General features: G+C 64.2%; 19 protein-coding genes. 8 read left to right on the forward strand and 11 right to left on the reverse strand.

What is annotated here, in order from left to right:
* Positions 1-5 precede the first annotated feature (5 nt).
* Entirely contained in the window at positions 6-434 is a 429-nt protein-coding gene (locus tag C7401_RS32915; protein ID WP_112175849.1) for an SRPBCC family protein, read from the forward strand.
* Between the two features lie 59 nt (positions 435-493).
* Here the strand turns inward: C7401_RS32915 and C7401_RS32920 are convergent, their stop codons facing one another.
* Entirely contained in the window at positions 494-1,429 is a 936-nt protein-coding gene (locus C7401_RS32920) for a LysR family transcriptional regulator (RefSeq protein WP_112175851.1), read from the reverse strand.
* A gap of 147 nt (positions 1,430-1,576) precedes the next feature.
* Here C7401_RS32920 and gbd point away from each other — a divergent pair, with 147 nt between their 5' ends.
* The 4 genes from gbd to C7401_RS32940 all read left to right on the forward strand — a co-directional run bounded on the left by gbd (position 1,577) and on the right by C7401_RS32940 (position 6,183).
* Complete coding sequence (gene gbd, locus C7401_RS32925) at positions 1,577-2,716, forward strand: 4-hydroxybutyrate dehydrogenase (protein ID WP_112175852.1); 1,140 nt, start codon at positions 1,577-1,579, stop codon at positions 2,714-2,716.
* Between the two features lie 96 nt (positions 2,717-2,812).
* On the forward strand, positions 2,813-4,129 hold the full coding sequence (locus tag C7401_RS32930; protein WP_112175854.1) for an MFS transporter: 1,317 nt from the start codon (positions 2,813-2,815) through the stop codon (positions 4,127-4,129).
* Between the two features lie 45 nt (positions 4,130-4,174).
* Positions 4,175-5,377, forward strand: a complete 1,203-nt coding sequence (locus tag C7401_RS32935; RefSeq protein WP_258397329.1) for an alpha-hydroxy acid oxidase — start codon at positions 4,175-4,177, stop codon at positions 5,375-5,377.
* Positions 5,378-5,394: 17 nt separating this feature from the next.
* Positions 5,395-6,183: an SDR family oxidoreductase gene (locus C7401_RS32940; RefSeq protein WP_112175856.1), complete on the forward strand. Its 789-nt coding sequence runs from the start codon at positions 5,395-5,397 to the stop codon at positions 6,181-6,183.
* An 84-nt stretch (positions 6,184-6,267) separates the two neighbouring features.
* On the opposite strand, the gene C7401_RS32945 is transcribed toward C7401_RS32940, so the two are convergent.
* On the reverse strand, positions 6,268-7,236 hold the full coding sequence (locus C7401_RS32945; protein ID WP_112175858.1) for a cyclase family protein: 969 nt from the start codon (positions 7,234-7,236) through the stop codon (positions 6,268-6,270).
* A 79-nt stretch (positions 7,237-7,315) separates the two neighbouring features.
* Positions 7,316-7,630 (reverse strand): NIPSNAP family protein, encoded by a 315-nt coding sequence (locus C7401_RS32950; protein WP_112175860.1) that lies wholly within the window; start codon positions 7,628-7,630, stop codon positions 7,316-7,318.
* Between the two features lie 262 nt (positions 7,631-7,892).
* Here C7401_RS32950 and C7401_RS32955 point away from each other — a divergent pair, with 262 nt between their 5' ends.
* Positions 7,893-9,482 (forward strand): aldehyde dehydrogenase (NADP(+)), encoded by a 1,590-nt coding sequence (locus C7401_RS32955; protein ID WP_112175861.1) that lies wholly within the window; start codon positions 7,893-7,895, stop codon positions 9,480-9,482.
* Positions 9,483-9,563: 81 nt separating this feature from the next.
* Here the strand turns inward: C7401_RS32955 and C7401_RS32960 are convergent, their stop codons facing one another.
* A complete protein-coding gene (locus tag C7401_RS32960) occupies positions 9,564-10,346 on the reverse strand; it encodes an SDR family oxidoreductase (protein ID WP_112175863.1) in 783 nt (260 codons plus the stop codon).
* A 162-nt stretch (positions 10,347-10,508) separates the two neighbouring features.
* On the opposite strand from C7401_RS32960, the gene C7401_RS32965 reads away from it, so the two are divergent.
* A complete protein-coding gene (locus tag C7401_RS32965; RefSeq protein ID WP_112175865.1) occupies positions 10,509-11,450 on the forward strand; it encodes a LysR family transcriptional regulator in 942 nt (313 codons plus the stop codon).
* A 114-nt stretch (positions 11,451-11,564) separates the two neighbouring features.
* The gene (locus tag C7401_RS32970; RefSeq protein WP_112175867.1) at positions 11,565-12,467 is read left to right on the forward strand and encodes a LysR substrate-binding domain-containing protein; all 903 of its coding nucleotides are present in this window, start codon (positions 11,565-11,567) and stop codon (positions 12,465-12,467) included.
* A 95-nt stretch (positions 12,468-12,562) separates the two neighbouring features.
* On the opposite strand, the gene C7401_RS32975 is transcribed toward C7401_RS32970, so the two are convergent.
* The 7 genes from C7401_RS32975 to C7401_RS33005 all read right to left on the reverse strand — a co-directional run bounded on the left by C7401_RS32975 (position 12,563) and on the right by C7401_RS33005 (position 22,001).
* Positions 12,563-13,966: an efflux transporter outer membrane subunit gene (locus C7401_RS32975; RefSeq protein WP_112175869.1), complete on the reverse strand. Its 1,404-nt coding sequence runs from the start codon at positions 13,964-13,966 to the stop codon at positions 12,563-12,565.
* A complete protein-coding gene (locus tag C7401_RS32980) occupies positions 13,963-17,139 on the reverse strand; it encodes an efflux RND transporter permease subunit (RefSeq protein ID WP_112175871.1) in 3,177 nt (1,058 codons plus the stop codon). Before C7401_RS32980 ends, C7401_RS32975 begins: the two co-directional genes overlap by 4 nt.
* Positions 17,136-18,335 carry an efflux RND transporter periplasmic adaptor subunit gene (locus C7401_RS32985; RefSeq protein WP_112175873.1) on the reverse strand — a complete coding sequence of 400 codons (1,200 nt, stop codon included), beginning with the start codon at positions 18,333-18,335 and terminating at the stop codon, positions 17,136-17,138. The genes C7401_RS32980 and C7401_RS32985 overlap by 4 nt, the downstream gene beginning before the upstream one ends.
* 278 nt (positions 18,336-18,613) lie before the next feature.
* The gene (gene dkgB, locus C7401_RS32990; protein ID WP_112175875.1) at positions 18,614-19,420 is read right to left on the reverse strand and encodes a 2,5-didehydrogluconate reductase DkgB; all 807 of its coding nucleotides are present in this window, start codon (positions 19,418-19,420) and stop codon (positions 18,614-18,616) included.
* A gap of 45 nt (positions 19,421-19,465) precedes the next feature.
* Positions 19,466-20,410: a TIGR03571 family LLM class oxidoreductase gene (locus tag C7401_RS32995; RefSeq protein WP_112175876.1), complete on the reverse strand. Its 945-nt coding sequence runs from the start codon at positions 20,408-20,410 to the stop codon at positions 19,466-19,468.
* A gap of 13 nt (positions 20,411-20,423) precedes the next feature.
* Positions 20,424-20,750, reverse strand: coding sequence for a MoaF-related domain-containing protein (locus C7401_RS33000; RefSeq protein ID WP_112175877.1), 327 nt, complete (start codon positions 20,748-20,750; stop codon positions 20,424-20,426).
* A 48-nt stretch (positions 20,751-20,798) separates the two neighbouring features.
* Positions 20,799-22,001 (reverse strand): MFS transporter, encoded by a 1,203-nt coding sequence (locus tag C7401_RS33005; RefSeq protein ID WP_112175879.1) that lies wholly within the window; start codon positions 21,999-22,001, stop codon positions 20,799-20,801.
* Between the last annotated feature and the right edge of the window lie 209 nt (positions 22,002-22,210).

Below are 22,210 nucleotides of genomic sequence, written 5' to 3' on the forward strand. Positions count from 1 at the left end.
TCGAGATGGCTCAGGCCAATGCATCCATTCGCATTCCCGTTTCGCCCGACGTGGTGTGGGGGCTGATCGGCGGCTTCAACTCGCTGCCGGACTGGCTACCCTATATTCCGTCGAGCGAATTGAGTGAAGGCGGCCGTGTGCGGCGTCTCGCCAATCCGGGCGGCGACGTGATCGTCGAGCGTCTGGAAGCGTTCGATCACCGTGCGCGCAGCTATACCTACTCGATCCTCGAAGCGCCGTTTCCCGTGACCGGCTATCGCTCTACGTTGCAAGTGCGCGAGATCGAGGGGGGCAGGGCAGCGCAGGTTGACTGGAGCGGCGAATTCACGCCGCAGGGCGTGAGCGACGAGGAAGCATCGCGCCTATTCGAAGGCATCTATCGGGACGGCTTGCAGGCTCTGGCCGCCTCGTTTGCCGACAAGGGCCGCGCCTGAGCCGGGATGCGTTCGAGCCCGGCCGGCGGCGGTCATGCGTCAGCCGGGCTCGCGCAAGTTCAGTTCCGGGCTTCCTCTTCGCGGGTCAATTCCTCGATCAACTGTCTCGCACCGGGCGAGAGTTGCGAACCTTTTCGCGTGACCAGTTCATAGGGCTCGCTGCGCGAACCCAGGTGCAGCGGCAGGATGCACGTCATCTCGTGACGCGCGAAAAACTGCGCCACGTCGATCGAGACAAGCGCGACGAACGACGGATTGCCTTGCAGCAGCGCGAGCGTGGCGAACGCGGAGGTGGTTTCGAGCAGGTGCATGGGAAAGCGGATTTCGGCTTCACGGAACTCGCGTTCCAGCAATAGCCGCATGGGCATGTTCGCCCGATACACCACCCAGCGGTATTCCGCCAGGTCCTGGAGCGTGACGCGCTTCGCGCGACGCAGTGGATGGTGCACGTTGGCGACGACGGCGAGCGTTTCTTCCTGAAGCTTTGCGGACTCGTAATGCTGCGGCGTTTGACTGACCGTCGTGCGGCAGATCGCGAGATCGAGCCTGCCTTCGTCGATCTGGCTGAGCAGCGCCGTACTCGTGTCCTCGACGATTTCCACCGAGATTTCCGGGTTCCGGACGATCAGCGAGCTGATCGCGTCGGTCAGGAGCGGCACCGCTCCCATGATGACCCCGACGGCCACACGTCCCCCCTGGCCGCGCATGATCCCGACCATCTCCTCGCGCAGATGCGACAGATCCGTGTGGATCAGCCGCGCGTAGCGGATCACGCAGCGGCCAGCTTCATTGGGCTCGAGCCCACGGTTGGTGCGATTGAACAGGGAGGTGCCAAACGTCGTTTCGATTTCCTGCAAGGCCTTGCTTGCGCCGGGCTGCGTGAGCGCGACCTGCTGCGCGGCCTTGAGCAGCGAGCCGTGATCGCCGAGGGCGATCAACAGGCGCAGTTGCTTCAGGTGCAGGCGGGAGATGATGGAATTGAGCGGGGGTGTCATGGGGTTGAGGGAAAGTTATATCTGTATCAAATGTTCTCAATTACCGCGCAATGGGCATCTCCCTATACTGGCTGAAAGAGGCGATATCCGGCGCCGACTCGTCCGGCGCCTCAGTGCCCGCACCCACTATAACTGAAGCTCATTCCCATGTCTCTCATCAACTACATCACGCAGATTCAGTTCGACTATGGCGCCATCCGTTTGCTCAAAAGCGAATGCGAACGGGTTGGCATTCGACGGCCGCTGATCGTTACGGACAAGGGCGTGCGCGCGGCGGGCATCATCGATACGGTGCTCGACGCACTGGGTGCCGTTGCGCCCGCAACGATCTATGACGGCACGCCGCCGAACCCGAATGAGGCCGCGGTGCGCGAAGCTGTGGCGGCCTACCGGGCAGGCGATTGTGACGGCATCGTCGCCGTGGGCGGCGGTTCGTCGATCGATCTGGCCAAGGGCGTCGCCGTTTGCGCGACGCATGAGGGGCCGCTGCAACGCTTTGCCGTGATCGAAGGCGGGGTGGCGAACATCACGGCCAGAACCGCGCCGGTGATCGCCGTGCCCACGACGGCGGGCACCGGCAGCGAAGTGGGCCGTGGCGCCATTCTGATTCTCGACGACGGCCGCAAGGTGGGCGTGATCTCGCCGTTCGTGGTGCCGCGCGTGGCGATCTGCGACCCGGACCTGACGCTGGGACTGCCGCCCGCGTTGACGGCCGCGACGGGCATGGACGCCATCGCGCATTGCATCGAGACGTTCCTCGCGCCCGCGTTCAATCCGCCCGCGGACGGCATTGCGCTCGACGGTCTGTGGCGCGCCTGGCGTCATATCGAACGCGCGACGCGCGAGCCGGGCGACCGCGCGGCGCGGTTGAACATGATGAGCGCATCGATGCAGGGCGCGCTTGCGTTCCAGAAGGGTTTGGGTTGCGTGCATAGCCTGAGCCATTCGCTCGGCGGCATCAATCCGCGCCTGCATCATGGCACGCTCAATGCGATTTTTCTGCCTGCCGTGCTCGCATTCAACGAGGCCGCGCCTTCGGTGCGCGACGAGGACAAGCTCAACCGTCTCGCCACGGCAATGGGGCTGGGCAGCGGGGCGGAGGTCGCGCCCTCGGTGCGAACGATGACGCAACGGCTTGGCTTGCCGACGGGCCTCGCGCAACTGGGCGTGACGCCTGAAATGTTCCCGGACATCATCAAGGGCGCGCTCAAGGACCACAGCCACAAGACCAATCCACGCGAGGCGTCCGAAGCCGATTACCACGCCATGCTGCAAGCGTCGCTGTGACGCAATGCAGTGGATTGACGCGATCAATACCGCGAAAAATGCCGCAATGAACGCCGCACAGACGGCGCCCTACAAGACCAACCGGAGACACTCACCATGCAGGCGAGCAGGAAGCTGCGTCGAATCCAGCGCATTTCTATTTTCTTTTTGACGCTTGCGGGCTGTATCAACTATCTGGACCGCAGCGCGCTGTCGGTCGCCAACAGTACGATCAGCGGCGAAATGGGTCTGACGGCTGCGCAAATGGGCCTGCTGCTGTCGGCCTTTTCGATGTCCTATGCATTCGCGCAACTGCCGGTCGGGGTGTTGCTCGATCGGCTAGGCGCGCGGTTCATGCTCGGCGTGGGCATGTTGCTCTGGTCGGTCGCACAGCTTTGCACGGGCTTCGTGCACGGTATCCAGCAGTTTTTCTTCGCGCGAGTGTGTCTTGGCATTGGTGAGGCGCCGCAGTTTCCCGCCGGGGCGAAGGTCATTGGCGAATGGTTCGCGCTGCGCGATCGCGGCGCGCCAACGGGGATTTTCGTGGCCTCCACGACGATCGGTCCCGCCATTGCGCCACCTATCCTCACCGGGCTTATGCTGGCCCTGAGCTGGCGCGAGATGTTCGTGGTCACCGGCGTGTTCGGCGTGCTGGTGGCGCTCGGCTGGTACGTGGTGTATCGCAACCGCAGCGAAGTCGATCTCACGCCCGAGGAACTCGCGCATCTTGCCGAAGGTTCGCAAGAGGAACCCAATGCCGCACCGCTCAACGGCGCGCAGTGGCGCAATCTTTTCGGACAACGTACGACTTGGGGCATGCTGTTCGGCTTCATGGGCGTGATCTACATGGTCTGGTTGTATCTCACGTGGCTGCCCGCCTACCTGGAGCACGAGCGGGGCATGAGCATCGCGCGCGCGGGCTGGGTGGTGGCGATTCCGTATTTCGTGGGCACGCTCGGCATGGTGGGCAGCGGCTATATCGCCGACTGGCTGTACCGCAGGGGGATGGCGCCGATCACGAGTCGCAAGTGGCCGATCTGCGTGGGTCTTGTGGGCGCCGCCGCGGCCACGGTGCCTGCCGCGCTGACGCCTTCGGCCTGGATGGCGATTGTGTATATCTCGATTGCGATGTTCTTCCTCAACATGGCATCCGGCGGCGCATGGTCGCTCGTGAGCGTGGCCGCACCCCGTCAGGCCGTCGCCTCGCTCGGCGGGATTCAGAACTTCGGCGGCTTCCTGGCCGGATCGGCGGCGCCGATCGTCACGGGCCTCGTCGTGGACCGCACGCATTCGTTCGTGAACGCGCTGATCGTGAGCGCCGCGGTCGCCGTGCTCTCCGCGGTTGCCTACATCATTCTGGTGCGGCGACCCGTGAGCGTCGCGCAGCGGCACGAGCAAGGCGCGGAACTCGCAACGGTGCAGCCGGCCGAGTGAATGCGCCGGGTCGAGCCCGATTAACAGTCAGGATGCAAGGATCGAATGTCAGTCATTACGTGTGTTGAAGATTTGCGTCTGATGGCGAAGAAGCGCGTGCCAAAGGCGTTTTACGATTATGTCGATAGCGGTTCGTATTCCGAATCGACTTACCGCGAGAATAGCCGCGCGTTCGATAATCTGAAGTTGCAGCAGCGCGTGGCCGTGAACGTGGAAGGGCGCAGCACGTCGAGCACGATGATCGGCCAGCCCGTGGCGATGCCGGTGGCCATTGCGCCCACAGGCCTCGCCGGCATGCAATGGCCGAATGGCGAGATGCTCGGTGCGCTTGCCGCGAAGCGCTTTGGCGTGCCGTTCACGTTGTCGACGGTCAGCATCTGCTCGATCGAGGACGTCGCGCGGCACACCGGCGCGCCGTTCTGGTTTCAGCTTTATGTGATGCGCGACCGCGGCTTCAATGCGTCGCTCATCGAGCGCGCGAAGCTGGCCGGGTGCTCCGCGCTCGTCGTCACGCTCGACCTGCAAATCAATGGCCAGCGGCACAAGGATCTGAAGAACGGCATGACCGTGCCGCCGCGCCTCACGCCGTCCAATCTGCTCGATTTCGCTTCGAAGCCGGGCTGGATGCTACGGGCGCTGCGCGGTGCGAAGACGTTCGGCAATCTGGCCGGCCATATCAAAGGCGGCGAAGACGTTATTGCCATCAGCAAATGGGTGGCGCAACAGTTCGACCCGACGCTTTGCTGGGACGATCTCGCCGCCATCCGGCGCGCGTGGGACCGCAAGCTCGTCCTCAAAGGAATCCTGAGCGCGGAAGATGCGCGCATGGCCGCGTCGATCGGCGCGGATGCCATCGTCGTGAGCAATCATGGCGGACGGCAACTCGACGGCGCGCCATCCAGTATCGATGCACTGCCGGCCATCGTCGATGCGGTGGGCGACCAGGTCGAAGTCTGGGTGGACGGCGGCATTCGCACCGGGCAGGACGTCATGAAAGCCCTTGCGCTGGGCGCGAAAGGCACCATGGTGGGCCGGGCTTTCATGTACGCACTGGGCGCGATGGGCGAGGCCGGCGTCACGCGCATGCTGCAAATACTGCAAAGCGAACTCGACGTCAGCATGGCGTTGTCGGGCGTGCGCACGATCGGCGAAATCGGCCTGCACAATCTCTTTCAACGTGGCCATGGCATGACGCCGGGCGGCATTCATCGTGCGCCGCCGGTCTGCGCTGAAACAGCAATCGTTTGACTCAAGGAGCAAGCTGGATGGATCTGAATATCAAGGGACGCTGGGCGCTGGTGTGCGCGGCGAGCAAGGGGCTGGGAAAGGGCTGCGCGCAAGCGCTGGTTGCCGAGGGCGTGAACGTCGTCATCACGGCGCGCGGCAGTGAGGCGCTAGAGGCGACCGCGCAAGCGTTGCGAGCGCTCAATCCCGCTGTCACGGTCAAGGCCGTGGCGGGCGACATCACGACGAGCGAGGGGCGCGCCGCCGCCCTGGCGGCCGCGCCGCACATCGATATTCTCGTGAACAACGCGGGCGGGCCGCCGCCCGGCGATTTCCGCAACTGGTCGCGCGAGGATTGGGTGGCCGCGGTGGATGCGAACATGCTCACGCCGATCGAACTGATCAAGGCGACGGTGGATGCCATGGCCGAGCGCGGCTTCGGGCGCATCGTCAACATCACTTCGGGTGCGGTGAAAGCGCCGATCGACGTGCTGGGTTTGTCGAACGGCGCGCGTTCCGGCTTGACCGGCTTTATCGCGGGGCTCTCGCGGCAAAAGCGTATTGCGCAGGCAAACGTGACCATCAACAATCTGCTGCCGGGGCTGTTCGAAACCGACCGGCTGCGCCAGTCGACGCGTGCGGCGGCCGACGCTCATGGCCAAAGCTATGACACGGCGCTGGAAGCGAAGCGCCAGATCGTGCCTGCGGGGCGATTCGGGACTCCTGAGGAGTTCGGGTCGTTCTGCGCGTTTCTTTGCAGCGCGCAGGCGGGCTATTTCACGGGCCAGAACCTGTTGCTGGACGGCGGCGCTTACCCCGGCACCTTCTGATGCACGGGCTGCCCGTGTCATAGCGGGTGGTCACAACGTTCGCGCATGCCGGGTCACCCCGGCGTGCGCGAACGGCTTTACGCGTTACTTGATGACGAGCGGATTGACCGGTGCGCCGGTCCCGCCAACGATCTTCAGCGGTGCGGCGGTATAGAGAAATTGCCACTGGCCGTCGCGCTCGCAGTCTTTTGCAAGCTCGTCCAGCAGCACGACCTCGGTGAAGACGACGCCCAGGTTGCGCATGAGCGCGTTATGCAGGGGAATCATGACGCCCGAGACAGGATCGACGGTGACTTCGTTGCCCATCGTGTCGGTCACGAGACAGGGGATTTCCATCTCGCGAAACCACTGGACGAGTTCGCGGCTGAATGTGAGGCCCGGTTCGATATAGTCCTGGTAGAACTCGTCCGCATCGCGTTCGTAGAACGAGCCTATCCAGCCGGTGCGGATCACAAGGATGTCGCGCGGCTCGATCGTCACGCCCTGCGAGCGTGCGGCGTTGAGCAGATCGCGATGGTCGAACGTCTCCCCTTTGTCGAGCACGGGCTTGTTGCGGTAACGCGCCATGTCGATCAGCACTGCGCGGCCCGCAATGCCGCGCTCGGCGATCGGCAGGATGCTCGCGCGATCCAGACCGCCCACGGTGCTCATCGCGTCGTAGCCGTTCCAGAGCTGGTCGTCGTACCAGACATGCCCCAGGGCGTCGCATTGCGTCGATCCCTGCACGTGCATGAAGATCACGTCGTCGGCGTATTCGACGTTGCCGTCGAAATGCGCCTTGCCCGCGAGATAGTGGCCTTTGTCCAGCACGTTCATGCGCATCGACGGCCGCCGGCCGGGAAAGAGCGGTTCACCCTTCGCGTGACCGATATCCACCTGCAACGTGAAAGTTTTTCCTTGGCGCACGGCGGCGATGCCGCGCAGGATCTCCGCCGACTGTAGATAGTTCAGCGCGCCGACCTCGTCGTCCGGCCCCCACTTGCCCCAATTCGTGGGCAGGCCTTCGAGCAGTTGCTTGACGTCCGGGTTTCCCTTGGGGTTTGGCACACACATGGTTGTCTCCTGGTTGTTGTGGCAGGCGCGATTCAGGTACGAGAGTCATGCGCGATCGCGTCTGCCTGTGAGGCGATGCTTAGCGAATGGGCGAAAAGGCGGCCGGCAGCATGATCCTGGACTCCTGGTCGATGAGCAGCGGCGTTGCCCTGGCAATGAATCTGTCGAGCCAGTCCCGGTCTTCGAGGAGGGCGGCGCGGCGCTTGACGCGTTCGTCGAGACTCTCCCAGGCCCAGATATGCACGACCTGATTCAGTGCGCCGATTTCCGTGTACCACCAGCCAATCAGCTTCGCGTGGCGCGAGATGATCGGCAAACCTTCCGTTTCGAAGTGCTGAAGATATTCTTTCAACTTTCCGGGTTGAACCGTATAGGTCCGCATTTCATAAAACATGAACGTGTACTTTCCGATTGAGCCGGCCGCACGTCGGCCAGAATTAAAAGGCCAGTATAAAAATCGCCGCGAGGCGTTGAAATTGAGAGCTTCTTATAGGGCTATGAATAGCTGTCATGTCGAAAACGTTGACGCTCGGCGAGCGGTTTGAAATCATGGCGTGAAGGTGCTGCGACGTTGAAATCGCAGCGAAGCGGTTTTACTCGCGTGAATATCGGCGTCGGAATCCGGGCGCGCGATTTATCCCATTGAGGAATTGGAAATGAACATCGCAGGGAATTTGTTGATTGGCGAGAGCGTGCGGCGCGGGACGAACGGGGTGTCGTATGCGCTCGACGCCGCGAGCGGCGAACGTCTGGAACCCGGCTTCGGCGGCGCCACGATGGCGGACGTCGACGCAGCGTGCGCACTGGCGTGGTCGGCTTTCGACCGCTTCCGCGAAACGAGTCTCGAAGTCCGGGCCGAGTTTCTGGAAACGATCGCGGCCAACATCCTTGCCATTGGCGATGCGCTCATCGATCGCTGCGTGGCGGAGTCCGGATTGCCGCGCGCGAGAATCGAGGGCGAGCGCGCCCGCACGGTCGGGCAGTTGCGCATGTTCGCCGGCGTCGTGCGGGCGGGCGACTTTCTCGAAGTGCGTCTCGATCCGGCACAGCCCGAGCGCAAGCCGATGCCGCGCGTCGATTTGCGTTTGCGGCATATCGGGCTCGGGCCGGTCGTGGTGTTCGGCGCCAGCAATTTCCCACTGGCCTTTTCGGTGGCGGGGGGCGATACCGCGTCTGCGCTCGCTGCGGGATGTCCTGTGATCGTCAAGGCGCACGCGGCCCATCCCGGCACGTCGGAGCTGGTCGGCATGGCGGTGCGCAAGGCCGTGAAGGACTGCGGCATGCCCGAGGGAACGTTCTCGCTGCTGTTCGGCAGCGGTCGAGAAATCGGCCAGGGGCTCGTGCGCGATCCTCGCATCAAGGCGGTGGGTTTTACCGGCTCGCGTCACGCGGGAACGGAATTGATGGCCATTGCCGCAGCACGCCCCGAGCCGGTGCCGGTTTATGCCGAAATGAGCAGCATTAATCCGGTGCTGCTGTTTCCTCATGCGCTGGAGCAGCGCGCCGAAACGATCGCCCAGGCGTTCGTGCAGTCGTTGACGCTGGGCGCGGGCCAGTTTTGCACGAACCCCGGTTTGATCCTCGCGGTGGAAGGCCCAGCGCTCGATCGTTTCGTGGCGGCTGCGTCGGAAGCGCTGGCGCGCATGCCGGCTGCGACGATGCTCACGCCGGGCATTCATCGCGCGTTCGACGCGGCCGTCGCGAAGTTCGAAGAACATGCGCAGGTGCAAACGGTGGCGCGCGCACAACCCGCGGCCGGTGCGAACGACGGGCAGGGCGCGCTCTTTTCGACGAGTGCTGCCGCGTTCCGCGAGAACACGGCGTTGCAGGAGGAAATTTTCGGCGCGGCCTCGCTGATCGTTCGTTGTCCGGATCTTTCAACGATGCTCGCGCTGATCGAGTCGCTGGAAGGGCAACTGACGGCGGCTTTGCAGATCGACGAAGCGGACTACGCGGCGGTGCGCAGCTTCCTGCCCGCGCTGGAGCGTCGCGTGGGGCGCGTTCTCGTCAACGGCTTCGGTACAGGCGTTGAAGTCGCGCACGCGATGGTTCACGGCGGCCCGTATCCTTCGACGGCCGACGGGCGTTCGACGTCGGTGGGCAGCCTCGCGATCCGCCGCTTTCTGCGGCCGGTGAGCTACCAGGATATGCCTGAGGCGCTGCTGCCCGAAGCCCTGAAAACGGCGAACCCCTGGAAGATCAACCGTCTCTTCGACGGGCATGTGGAGCTCGCGCAGCGCGCCTGATCGTCGTTGCACGCGTCATGGCGCGTGACCCGGCTCCCGCTTTCGCGGTGGCCGGGTCACGCTCACTCCGGCCTTCCGGACTCAGAGACGATAGCCGCCGCTCGCGTCGATGACCTGTCCGGTGGTCCACTGCGCAGCGGGACTCGCGAGAAAGGCGATGACGTTCGCGACGTCGTTCGCCGTGCCGACGCGTCCCAGCGGGCTCGCCGCGCGCATGGCGGCCTGACCGCCATCGGTGCGCAGCCAGTCGGCGTTCATATCGGTGTCGACCGCGCCGGGCGCCACGGCGTTGACCAGAATGCCGCGCGGACCGAGTTCGACCGCCCAGTGGCGCGTGAGCGTGTCGATTGCGCCTTTCGAGGCGGAATACGCTGACAAGGCGTTGAAGTTGCCCCCTGCCTCGAACACGCGGCTCGACAGCACGCTCGACAGATTGACGATGCGGCCGCCGGCCGCCATGCGCTTGACGGCCTGTTGCGCCGTGAAGAATGCGGCCTTGACGTTCAGCGTGAACTGCCGGTCGAACAGATCGGGCGTGGTGTCGGCCAGCGTGGCGCCGTCCGCCACACCGGCGTTGTTCACCAGCACATCGAGCCGCACCGGTTTGCCGCGCTGGGCAAGACCCTTATCCACGGCGTCGAACAGGGCGTCGATGCCCTCCATCCTGCTCAGGTCCGCCGCGACCGCGAAACCGTCCGAACCGCGTTCGCGGATACCGGCAAGCGTGTGTTCGGCGGCGTCATGATTCGCGTTGTAGTGCACAACGACGAAATATCCCAACCGCGCCAGTTCATACGATGCCGCACGGCCGATGCCGCGCGAAGCGCCGGTGACGAGCGCGATGCTCGATGCGTTTGCATTCATTGTAGACTCCATCAGTTCGATCGTTCATGTGGCCGCGCGTACGGTATGTTTCTCATGTTCCGCGTGGCCGCCAGGGCTGAGTAGCTTGGGAAGGATCGTAACGTCGGAGTGCGGTGCCATTCATCGCATCGCGATCACAGTCATTGTGTAAATCCTGCATCAATGAACCACGACCATCTTCGCATCCTTCTTGAGATCGCCCGGCACGGCAATTTCTCGGGCGTCGCCAAACAGCGCAACATGGACCCGTCGTCGATCTCGCGTGTGGTGCGAACGGTGGAGAGCGAGCTGGGCGTGCGCCTCTTTCATCGCACGACGCGGCATGTCACGCTCACCGAAGCGGGTGCCGCGTATCTGACCCAGGTGTCCGACCTTCTCGATGCCATCGACGCGGCGGGAGACCGGATCAAGGAACTCGGCACGAACGTGGGCGGCACGCTGAGAGTCACGGCGTCGGTCGCGTTCGGGCAAGCTTGCCTCGTGCCGCTGTTGCCCGAATTCCTCGAATCCTGGCCGAATATTCAACTGGAGCTGATTCTCGCGGATGCGAACCTCGACATCGTGGCCGAGCGCATCGATCTGGCATTGCGGTTGAGTCCGCGCATGGACCGGAACTTCGTGCGCGTGAAGTGGTTCGACTCGGCGTACAAGGTTTGCGCCAGCCCGCATTACCTCGCCAGTCACGGCCCCATTCGCTCGCCTGCCGATTTGAGTCGCCACCCGTGCGTGCTTTTCGGACTACCCAATCCGCAGGCAGACTGGTTGCTGCGCGACAGCGCCGGGAACGTCGTGCACGTGAACGTCAAACCCCGCGTATGCGTTTCCAATGGGCTCGCGCAACGCGAGCTTGCGCTTGCGGGCACGGGGCCCGCGCTGCTGCCGGCCTGGCTGGCTGCAATCGACCTCGCGGCCGGCCGGCTGGTCGACCTGTTGCCGGATCACGCGGCGACGCCGAGCGACTTCGATGGCGCAGCGTGGTTGCTGTACCCCAATCGAACGCTGCTTCCGGCAAAGACGCGCGCGCTTGTCGACTTCCTGAAAAGCCGGGCCAGGCCCGAGTGGAGTCACATCAGCCCTAAAAGGAATCTTTCCTCGCGTGGCTAGCGCAACGGCCCGATTCTTGAATTTGAATCGAAAATGATTCCCGGCGGCGTGAGCTTATCAGCGGGGCGAATCCGTTCTATCGTAGGCGGCAATCATGAATCACCGCCGATACGTATGAAGACTACCCTTGACGAGATGATGGCGTTCGTAACGATAGCGGACGTGGGCTCGCTCACCGGCGCTGCGGACCGGCTCGCTCAACCGACCTCGGTGATGAGCCGTGTGCTGCGCCGCCTGGAAGAGAAGCTCGATACGACGCTGATCCGGCGGACGACTCGCCGGCTCGAATTGACCGAAGAAGGACGGGTGTTTCTCGAACACGCCCGAGGCATTATCGCTTCCGTGGAGCTTGCCGAAGAGCAGATCGTGCTGAAGCGCGACGCGCTCGCCGGAAAATTGCGGGTGAATGCCGCAGCACCCTTCATGCAGCACGTTATCGTGCCGCTCATGCCGGGCTTTCACGAAACGTGGCCGGACATCGATCTCGAACTGCATACGAGCGACGAGATTATCGACTTGCTGGAGCATCGCACGGACATCGCGGTGCGCATTGGCGAGTTGCGCGATTCCACGCTGCATGCGCGCAGGCTCGGCAGCAGTCGCCTGCGTATCCTCGCGAGCCCGGCTTACCTCGCGAAGAAAGGCACGCCGAAGACCGTTGACGACCTCGAATCGCATACGTTGTTGGGATTTTCGCAGCCGGAAGTCCTGAATCAGTGGCCGTTGCGTTCGGCGCATGGCGACTCCTTGCGCATTCGGCCTGCGTTGCAGGCTTCGAGCGGCGAGACTTTGCTCGCACTCGCAACGAATGGCGCAGGCATCGTTTGCCTCGCCGACTTCATGACCGGTGCGCATCGCCGCAACGGCGATCTCGTGGAGGTGCTCGCCGGGGAGACCGTGGAATTTCTTCAGCCGATTCATGCGGTGTACTACCGGAATACGACCTTGTCGCTGCGTATCCTGAGTTTCCTCGATTACGTCAGCGCGCAATTGAAACAAGCGGACGATATTTGCTGAAACCATTCACCCGCAATCTATGTAGCGCCGCATTCGCGATCAACGAATGCGGCGCTTTCGTTTGTATTTTCAATTGCTCGAGCGTTGCGGGCCGATCACTGACCGAGCGCGCTGACCAGCCTCACCTGGCTGCGCAACGTTTCGGTTTGCGCCTGCACCATGGCGTCTTCGGCGAGAAGCACGGAGCGTTGTGCGTCGAGCGTGTCGATAAAGGCCGACTCGCCGCTGCGCCACGAACGGTTGATCTGCTCATAGGCGGCGCGCGCGCTCGATGTCGCGCGCGCCAGGCGTTGTGCACGGCTCTGGTCCCGGTCGGTCGCGGCCATCGACGTTTCGACATCGGTCACGGCAGCAAGCACGGTTGCGCGGTACGCATCGAGCGCCTGTTGCGCTTGCGCGCGGCGCAATGCGACGACGCTGTGGCGCAGCCCGCCGTCGAGGATCGGCGCGCTCGCGCTGGCGCCCGCCATCCAGGCAATCGAACGGGCGAACGTGACGCCCGAGAAGCCGTCGATTGCCAAGCCGATCACGCCGAGCAACTGGAGTTGCGGCTTCAGATCCGCCTCGGCCACGCCGATACGCGCATAAGCGGCAACGACGCGCGCCTGGGCGGCGCGCACGTCCGGGCGGCGGCTCAGCACGTCCGCCGGTGTGCCGACGCCGGATACGGGCGGCGTCCACGCGGGCATCGGCGCGGGCGGATCGAGTTGCGCGTAGATGTCCTGCGGCGTGGAGGCGGTGATGATCGACAGCCGATGGATCGCTGTTTGCCGCTGTAGCTCCAGTGCGGGCAACTCGGCGAGCGTCGTTTCGGTCTGCGCCGTGGCCCGGTCGACGTCGGCGGCCGGAACCACGCCCGCATCGAACATGCGGCGCGTGGATTGTTCGGTATTGCGCTGGCTCAGCGCATTTTCCTGAACGATGTCGATGCGCTGTTCGAGTCCGCGCACGTTCACGTAGGTCAGCACGGTTTCTTCGATGGTCGCGATACGCACGGCCAGGGCCTCGTTGCCGGCCGATACGACATCGGCGTTTGCCGCCGATACACCCTGGCGCACGCGTCCGAACAGATCGGGCTCCCAGGCAAGGGTGGCGTTGAGCCCGAATGCATTGCCGGTCGTCGGCGTGTCGGTCGGGAATGCCTGGGATGCCGAAAACCGCTGGCGCGATGCGCCCGCGTTCAGATCGAGCGACGGAAACCACTGCGAGGCCGTGCCGGCCTGGACCGCGCGCGCAGCGTCGATGCGTGCGACGGCCGCTTGCAGATCCAGGTTGTTGGCGAGCGCGGTGTCGACCAGCCGGTCGAGGATCGGATCGTGAAAACCGCGCCACCAGTCGGTGAGATCGGGAATGGGGCCGCTGGGTGCGAGCGCTTCGTTTGCATAGGCCGTGGCGAGCGGTGGCGGCGTGACGGCCGCGACCGGCGCGTTCGAGCACGCGGCGAGGCTGCCCACGGCCGTGACGGTGATGAGAGCGGCAAGGAGCCGGCGGACGTTCATTGGGTAATCTCCACTGCCACCTCTGCGCTGCGCGATTTGCGGGTCGCGAAGCGGCGGACCATGACATAGAACACGGGGGTAAAGAGCAGGCCAAACGTCGTCACGCCGATCATGCCGAAGAAAACCGCCGCGCCCACGGCCTGGCGCATTTCGGCGCCCGCGCCTTCGGAAATGACAAGCGGCAGCACACCAAGAATGAAGGCAAGCGACGTCATCACAATCGGGCGCAGACGCTGCACGCACGCTTCGACCACGGCTTCGATCAGTTCCTTGCCTTCGGCTTCGAGTTGTCTGGCCACCTCCACGATCAGGATCGCGTTTTTCGCGGCGAGTCCGATGAGGACGATGAAGCCGATCTGCGTGAGGATGTTCACGTCCTGGCCTAGTGCCTTCACGCCGAGCGAGGCCGCGAGCAGGCACATCGGCACGATCAGCAGGATCGAGACGGGCAGGCTCCAGCTACCGTACTGCGCAGCCAGCACGAGATAGACGAGCAGCACGCACAGCGGGAACACCAGCAGTCCGGCGTTGCCCGCGGTGGTCTGCTGATACGACAGATCGGTCCATTCGAAGGCGATGCCCGGCGGCAGGACCTGCTTCGCCAGCGTTTCCATCGTTTGGATCGCGTAGCCCGAGCCGAGGCCCGGCAGCGTGTCGCCATTGATCTCGGTGGCCGGATAGAGGTTGTAGCGCGGCACGCGATCCACGCCGAGCGTGTTGCTGATGCGCGTCACATTGCCGATCGGCACCATCTCGCCGTCGCGGTTGCGAACCTTCAGGCGTGCGAAGTCGTCGGCGGTGACGCGAAACGGCAGATCGGCTTGCGCGGTGACACGATAGGTGCGGCCGACGATATTGAAGTCGTTGATATAGGCCGAGCCGAAGTACAGATTAACGGCGTCGTTGATCTCCTGGCTCGATACGCCGAGCATTTCCGCTTTCTCGCGGTCGAGCGCGGCGAATACCTGCGGACTCGTTGCCGAGTACGGCGTATAGACGCCCACCATGCCGGGTGTCTTGTTGGCCGCGGCCACGAGATCGGCGGTTGCCTTCGCGAGCGCCGCTGTGCCGAGGCCGTTGCGATCTTCCAGCCGCATGGCGAAGCCCCCCGTGCTGCCAAGGCCTTGCACGGGCGGGGGCATGGCGACCACGATCGAGGCTTCGGTCACGGAGGCGAGGCGCTTGCGCATTTCGTCAGCAATCCTGTCGATGGTCAGGCCATGCTTCTTGCGCTCCGGCCACGGCTCGAACACCGGAAACAAGCCGGCGTCGTTCGCCGAGTTCGTGCCGGTTGCCGCATTGACGCCCGAGAAAACCGGCACGCGCGCCACGCCGGGCACGGAGAGCGCAATGTCCTCGATCTTGCGGGCCACCGCGCTCGTGCGTTCGAGCGTCGCGCCATCGGGCAAGTGGACGAGCACGACCAGATAGCCGCGATCCTGCGCGGGAATGAACCCCTTGGGGCTGGAGACGAGCAGCCAGGCCGTCGCGCCGATCAGCACGACGTAGAGCACCGACATCAGGGGAATGACGTTGACGATACGCCGCACGAGTGCGCCGTAAGCGTCGGAAAGACGCTGAAACAAGCGGTTGAACCCGTGTGCGAAACGCTGGACATAGCGCGTCACGGGCGCGAGTACGCCGGTTTGGGCGGATGCGTGCGTACCGCCATGCGCCTTGAGGATCGTCGCGGAGAGGGCGGGCGCGAGCGTGATCGACGTGAAGAACGAGATCGCGGTCGATACGGCGATCGTGACGCCGAATTGCCGGAAGAACTGGCCGGAGATGCCCGGAATAAACGAGGTGGGAATGAACACCGCGCACAGCACCAGGGTGATCGCAAAGAGCGCGCCTCCCACCTCGCGCATCGTGGCGAGCGTGGCGTCACGCGGGCCGGAGCCCGAGGCGAGATGGCGCTCGACGTTCTCCACCACCACGATCGCATTGTCCACGACGATCCCCACGGCCAGCACGAGACCGAACAGCGTGAGGTTGTTGATGGAATAACCCAGCAGGGCCATGACCGCGAATGTGCCGACGAGCGAGACGGGTATCGACAGAATCGGAATGATCGACGGACGCCAGCCTTGGAGAAATAGCAGCACGACGAACACGACGAGCACCACCGCTTCATAGATGGTCTTGACCAGTTCGTGAATGCTGTCGCCGATGAACGCAGTCGGGTTGTAGCCGATGTTGTAGACGATGCCCTTGGGGAAGTCCTTGCCCAGCGCGGCCATTTTCTTTTCGACGGCGGCCATCGTCGCCACCGCATTGGCGCCGGGTTGCTGGAGCACCTGCAAGGCGACGGTCGGATGACGCAACATGTAGCTGTCTGTCGAGTAGTTGAGTGCGCCGACCTCGACGCGCGCGACGTCTTTCAGGCGCACGAGGCGGCCGTCCTGCCCCTGCTTGATGACGATGTCGCTGAAATCTTCGGGACGCTTGAGGCGGCCTTCGAAGATCAGGTTGGGCTGGAACGCCTGATTCGTGATCGGCGCCTGTGCGACCACGCCGCCTGCGAGCTGGGTGTTTTGCGCGCGCACGGCCGCGATCACGTCACCGGGGCTCAGGTCGAACGACGCGGCGCGCTCCGGGTCGAGCCAGATGCGCATGGAGTATTCGCGTGCGCCCAGCGGATTGATGTCGCCTACGCCGTCGATGCGCTTGAGCGCGTCCGCCACGTTGCGGATGGCGTAGTTCGACACATAGAGCGGGTCGTAGCTGTTGTCGGGCGAATAGATGAAGATGGTGCCGAGCTGCGTGGGCGACGACTTGCGCACCGATACGCCGCTGCGCTGCACGGCTTCGGGCAGGCGCGGCGTGGCGAGCGCCACGCGGTTCTGCACGAGCACCTGCGCCTTGTCGACGTCGGTGCCGGGCTTGAACGTCACCGTGATGTTCAGGCCGCCATCCGAGGTCGCCTGGCTGTACATGTAGAGCATGTCTTCCACGCCGTTGACTTCGAGTTCGATCGGCGTCGAGACGGTATCGGAAACGGTCTCGGCGGAAGCGCCCGGATAGCTCGCCTGGATGACGACGGTGGGCGGCGCGATCTCCGGATATTCGGAAACCGCCAGAGAAAAATACGCGAGCGCGCCCGCGATCGTGATGACGATCGACAGCACGATGGCGAGCACGGGCTGCTGGACGGACAGACGGCCGAGGTTCATTGCGAATCCTCCTGCGCGCCGCTCGCGGCCACGGGTGCCTGGCGTGCTTCGATGGGATGCGCGATAGGCTTGACCTTGTCGCTGACACGCACGCGCTGGAAGCCGTCGACGATGATCTCGTCGCCCGCTTGCAGCCCGGAGGTGACTTCACGCAGGTTGCCGAATAGGCGTCCGGGGACGACAGGGCGCACGGCCACCTTGTCGTTGCCGTCCACCAGATAGAGAACTCGCCGCGTGGCGTCGGTTGCGACGGCCGAGTCCGGCACGAGCAAGGCGGCGTGCGCCGCGCTGCTTGATAGGTACACGCGGCCGAACTGCCCGGGGTTGAGCCGGCTATCCGGGTTCGCGATGCGCGCGCGTTCGCGCAGCGTCCCCGTCGAGTTGTCGAGGCGGTTGTCGGTGAAATCCAGCCGGCCGCGCAGGGAAGGCTGCGTCTCGCCGGGTAGCGCAATCCCGACGTCGAGGGACACGGCATTGCCCTGGCCCTTCGCGGCTTCGCGCGTATAACGCAGGTAGCTTTGCTCGTCGATGTCGAAATAGAAGTCGATCGGGTCCTGCGAAACAATGGTCGTGAGCACGGTGGCGTCGCTGTCACCGCCCTTCACGAGATTGCCCTCGCTTACCCGTTTGCGGCTGATGCGGCCGGACATCGGCGCGACGATACGCGTGAACGAGAGGTCGAGTTGCGCGCGCTCCAGTGCGCCTTGTGCGCTCGTGACTTCGGCCTGTGCGCTGCGTACCGCTTCCCGGCGCTGGTCGTAAAGGCTTTGCGCGATGGTGTCGGTCTTGATCAGCACGCTGGCGCGGTCGAACTCCTGCTGGCTCAGCGCGAGCTGCGAGCGCGCGCGCTCCAGCGCGCCTTGCGCTGCGGTGACCGACGCCTGATACGGACGCGGATCGATCACGAACAGCAGATCCCCTTTGTTGACGAGCGCGCCGTCGCGGAACGCGACTTTCTCCAGGTAGCCGCTCACCCGCGGGCGCACGTCAACGGTGTCGATCGCTTCGAAGCGGCCGGCGTAGACATCGACATCCTTCACGTTCTGAACGACGGGACGGCTGACCACGACGCTTGGCGGTGCGGGCGGAGCCTGCTCGTCCGGATGGCAGGCGGACAGCGCCAGACATGCCGCGAGCGGGAGGGCGGCCAGGGCGAGCGCCTTGGGCAAGACGATTTTTTCCGGGAGGACTTTCATGTTGATGCGCGCTTGATGAATGGTTCGGCAATGGCCGGATGGTGCGCAGTATCGGTTTTGAAGCCCGGCGTATAAAGCCGCGTGGCGGCATAAGAATATGTACGCCTGAGTCACGAATCTCGCGGTATGGCGGCCGTGCGTCGGCGCGCAAGCGAGGAGACTCGATGTACGTGAAAGGAGAGCGACGAAACACGGCCTGACATGTCAGGCCGTGTTTGAGAGGGACTTCAGTTGGGGCTCCGAAATGTATTTCGGATAGCTTACTTATAGAACTTGTTTTAGTCCCACTGCGCGGCGAGACCTTCAGGGCTCACTTCGCGGCCGTTGCGTTCGAGCGCGGCGATCTGCGCCAGCTCTTCGTCGTCCAGTTCCAGCGTTTGCGCGAGCAGATTGCTGGCGAGATTTTCGCGCTTGGTCGAAGAGGGAATGACGGAATAGCCCAGGCGCAGCGCCCACGCGAGCGTGACCTGGGCGGGCGTGGCGTTGCGACGTTCGGCGATGGCGCGAATGACCGGGTCGCCGAGCACCTTGCCGTAGGCAAGCGTCATATACGACGTCACGTGAATGCCTTCCTGCTGAAGGTAGCTCACGAGCTTGCGGCTCTGCAAATACGGGCTCAGTTCGATCTGGTTGGTCGCGACATTCTCCTTGCCGACCACGGCGATGGCCTGCTTCGTCAGTTCGATATTGAAGTTGGACACGCCGATCTGCTTCGTGAGGCCTTGCGACTTCGCCTCCGCGAGCGCGCTCATGAATTCTTCGAGCGACACGCCGTTATTCGGCGCGGGCCAGTGAATGAGCGTGAGGTCCACTTCGTCGGCGCGCAGCTTTTTGAGGCTCTCCTTGAGGCTCGGCACCAGCCTTTCGCGGGCGTAGTTGTCCACCCAGATCTTGGTGGTGAGGAAGAGATCCTTGCGCGCGACGCCGGAAGCGGCGATCGCTTCGCCCACCTCGGCTTCGTTGTCGTAGATCTGCGCGGTGTCGATGGCGCGGTAGCCGACTTCGAGACCGTTGCGCACCGAATCGATGACGACCTGGCCTTGCAGGCGGAACGTGCCGAGGCCGAATGCGGGAATAGTGCTCATGAGTTTTCTCTCTGAGGGTGATGGAAAGAAACGCAACCGGAAGCGTTATGGCGATTGTTCAGTCGTGGTCTGATGGAAATGCGGAAGCACCTCGCTCGCGATTTCGGCGAACGTTTCGTCGAGCGGCCGGCGGTTGCGCCGGAAATGCAGGGCGATGTGATCGACGCCCACGTTGCGCAGCGCATCGAGCTCGTCGATGAGCGCGCGGCGCCCGGTGCGTGCGCCGAAACGATGACGCTGCAACGGTTCATCGGGATCTTCGGCGAGGTCGAGATGGATGAAGCTGACATACGGCTTCGCGCCGGCAACCGCCCGCCATGCGGCAGCGCGGCGCTGGTGGTCCGCGGGCGCGCCGGGATACGCAAGGCATCCGTCCATGTTGCTGCCGAGCCATTGCGGCGTTTGTTGTGCGAGACCGGCCGCAAAGAGGGGTAGCGGCGTGCGCGGCTGCGGTAGCACTTCGAGGCCCGGGGGCAGATAGCCGCGCGCGCCGCTGCGCAGCAGCGCAATCTGCTCACGAAAGTTCGCGCCTCGGGATTCGAAGTCGCGGCCGAACAACGGGTATTCCACCGGGCGATCGCCGGTCGCGACGCCAAGCAACAGGCGGCCCCGGCTCAGTTCCTGGATCGAGGCGGCCGACTTCAGCGTAAGGAGCGGCTCGCGCAGCGGCAACACCACGGCCGCCGTGCCGAGCAGAATGTGGCGTGTGATCCCCGTGAGGTAGCCGAGATAGGAAAATGCTTCGAACACCTGAGCAGCGTCGCCGAACGAAGGATCATAGAGCGGCACGTCGCGGACCCAGAGCGCGCGAAAGCCGAGCGTATCCGCGAGTTGCGCGAGCTCCGCGTGCACGGCCAGATCGGGCACGCCGGGGCGGCGTCCGTCGTGCTGGCGCTTTGCATCGCCGGCCGGCGACCAGTCGTGGTCGAGCGGCAGTTCGATGCCGATGCTGAAGCCGCCGCCGGTCAGTTTTTCGAGGGAAGTGGACATGATCGGCTCGCGTTCAGGGTTGCGCGCGCAGGCTGCCTTCGAGACGGTAGAAGTCGAGCGAAGGGGCGGTAAAGAACGATCGCGACGTACCGGCCGCGAAGTCGTCGATGTGCACGACGGTTGCGCGGCTGGCTTCCTGCCACGAAATTGCGTAGGTCTCGCCTGCGATGTGCTGCCAGGTATAAGCGACTTCGCCTTTCGCGCCCGTGAAATCGCCTTCGACGATTTCGTAGCGCATGTGCATGCCGTCTTCTGCATAGGCGTTGATCGCCGTGAGGCCGTCGTAACGAACTTCAAAGGTCTTGCCCGCGAACGGAGGGCGTCGGGTCGGTGCGTTCATGCTCATGGGTTCCTGCTGACAGGTTTCTGTGAAAGAGGAGGAAGCGGTTCAGTGCGCGGCTTCCACGGGCTCTGCCGTGCGCTCGGGCAGACCTTCGCGGCGGTCGAGACGGCCGCTCAGCGCGGTGAGGGCGAAGGCGCCGAGCGTGACGGCGGCGGCGATCCAGGGCGTGTGGCCGAGACCGATATGCGCGACGATCAGCCCGCCGAGCGACGAGCCGCCCGCCACGCCGAGGTTGAACGCGGCGATATTGAAGCCCGATGCGACATCGGCGGATTCGGGGGCGAAATGACGCGCCTGCTTGACGACATACACCTGCAAGCCCGGCACGTTGCCGAACGCGACCGCGCCCCAGCACAGCATGGTGATCACGGCGAGCCACGGGGTGTGGATCGTGAACGTGAGCGCGAACAGAACGGCGGCGAGCAGCAGGAAGATGCGCTTGAGCGCCTTCACCGGGCCCACGCGGTCGGCGAGCTTGCCGCCCCACACATTGCCGGCCGCGACGGACACGCCATAGGCGACGAGCACGATGCTGACCTCGGAAGGCGTGAACCCCGTGATCTGTTCGAGCAATGGCGCCATGAACGTGAAGGCGATGAGCGAGCCGCCGTAGCCCACCGCGGTCATGGCATAGACCAGCGCGAGACGCGGCTCCGCGAGCACGCGAAATTGCTTGAGCAGACCGGCAGGTCGCGTATGCGCGAGGTGGCGCGGCACGAAGGCCACGGCCCCGAGAAACGCGATCAGGCCAAACAGGGCGACGACGAAGAACGTGGCTCGCCAGCCGAAGTGCTGGCCGATAAAGGTGCCGAGCGGAATGCCCGCGACGAAGGCGACCGTCATGCCGCTGAACATGGTGGCGATCGCGCTGGCGGCCTTGTCCTTGGGCACGAGCGTCGTTGCGATGATCGTGCCTACGGAGAAGAACACGCCGTGGGCGAGACCGGTGAGTATGCGCGCGACGATCAACGATTCGTAACTGGGCGCGCGCCAGGCGACGAGGTTGCCGATGGTGAAAAGCGCCATCAGTCCCGCGAGCAGGAGCTTGCGCGGCATGCGCCCGGTCAGGGCGGTGAGCAGGGGCGCGCCGACTGCGACGCTCAATGCGTAAAGGCTCACGAGGAGGCCTGCCGAGGGCAGGCTGATGCCGAGGTCGGACGAAATCGTCGGTATCAGGCCGACGATCACGAACTCGGTCGTGCCGATGGCGAACGCGCTGATGGTGAGCGCGAGGAGGGCGAGGGGCATGGTTTGCGGTCCTGGCTTCGATGAAGACGGGACGGAGTGTGCGCCCTTTACTTTTGATTAAAAACTCGTCTATTCGTCAAATTGTTTTGATTTGAAGTCAAGAATGCCGCGCGCGGCGCACGCTTCGGCGGCGCGCGCGCGGCCTTTCGGCGGGCGGCACGGCGGGCAAGGGTGGAGATCACCGGTTTACGCCCTCGGCGGAGTGTGCA

Source organism: Paraburkholderia unamae (assembly GCF_003268775.1).
GTDB lineage: Bacteria > Pseudomonadota > Gammaproteobacteria > Burkholderiales > Burkholderiaceae > Paraburkholderia > Paraburkholderia unamae.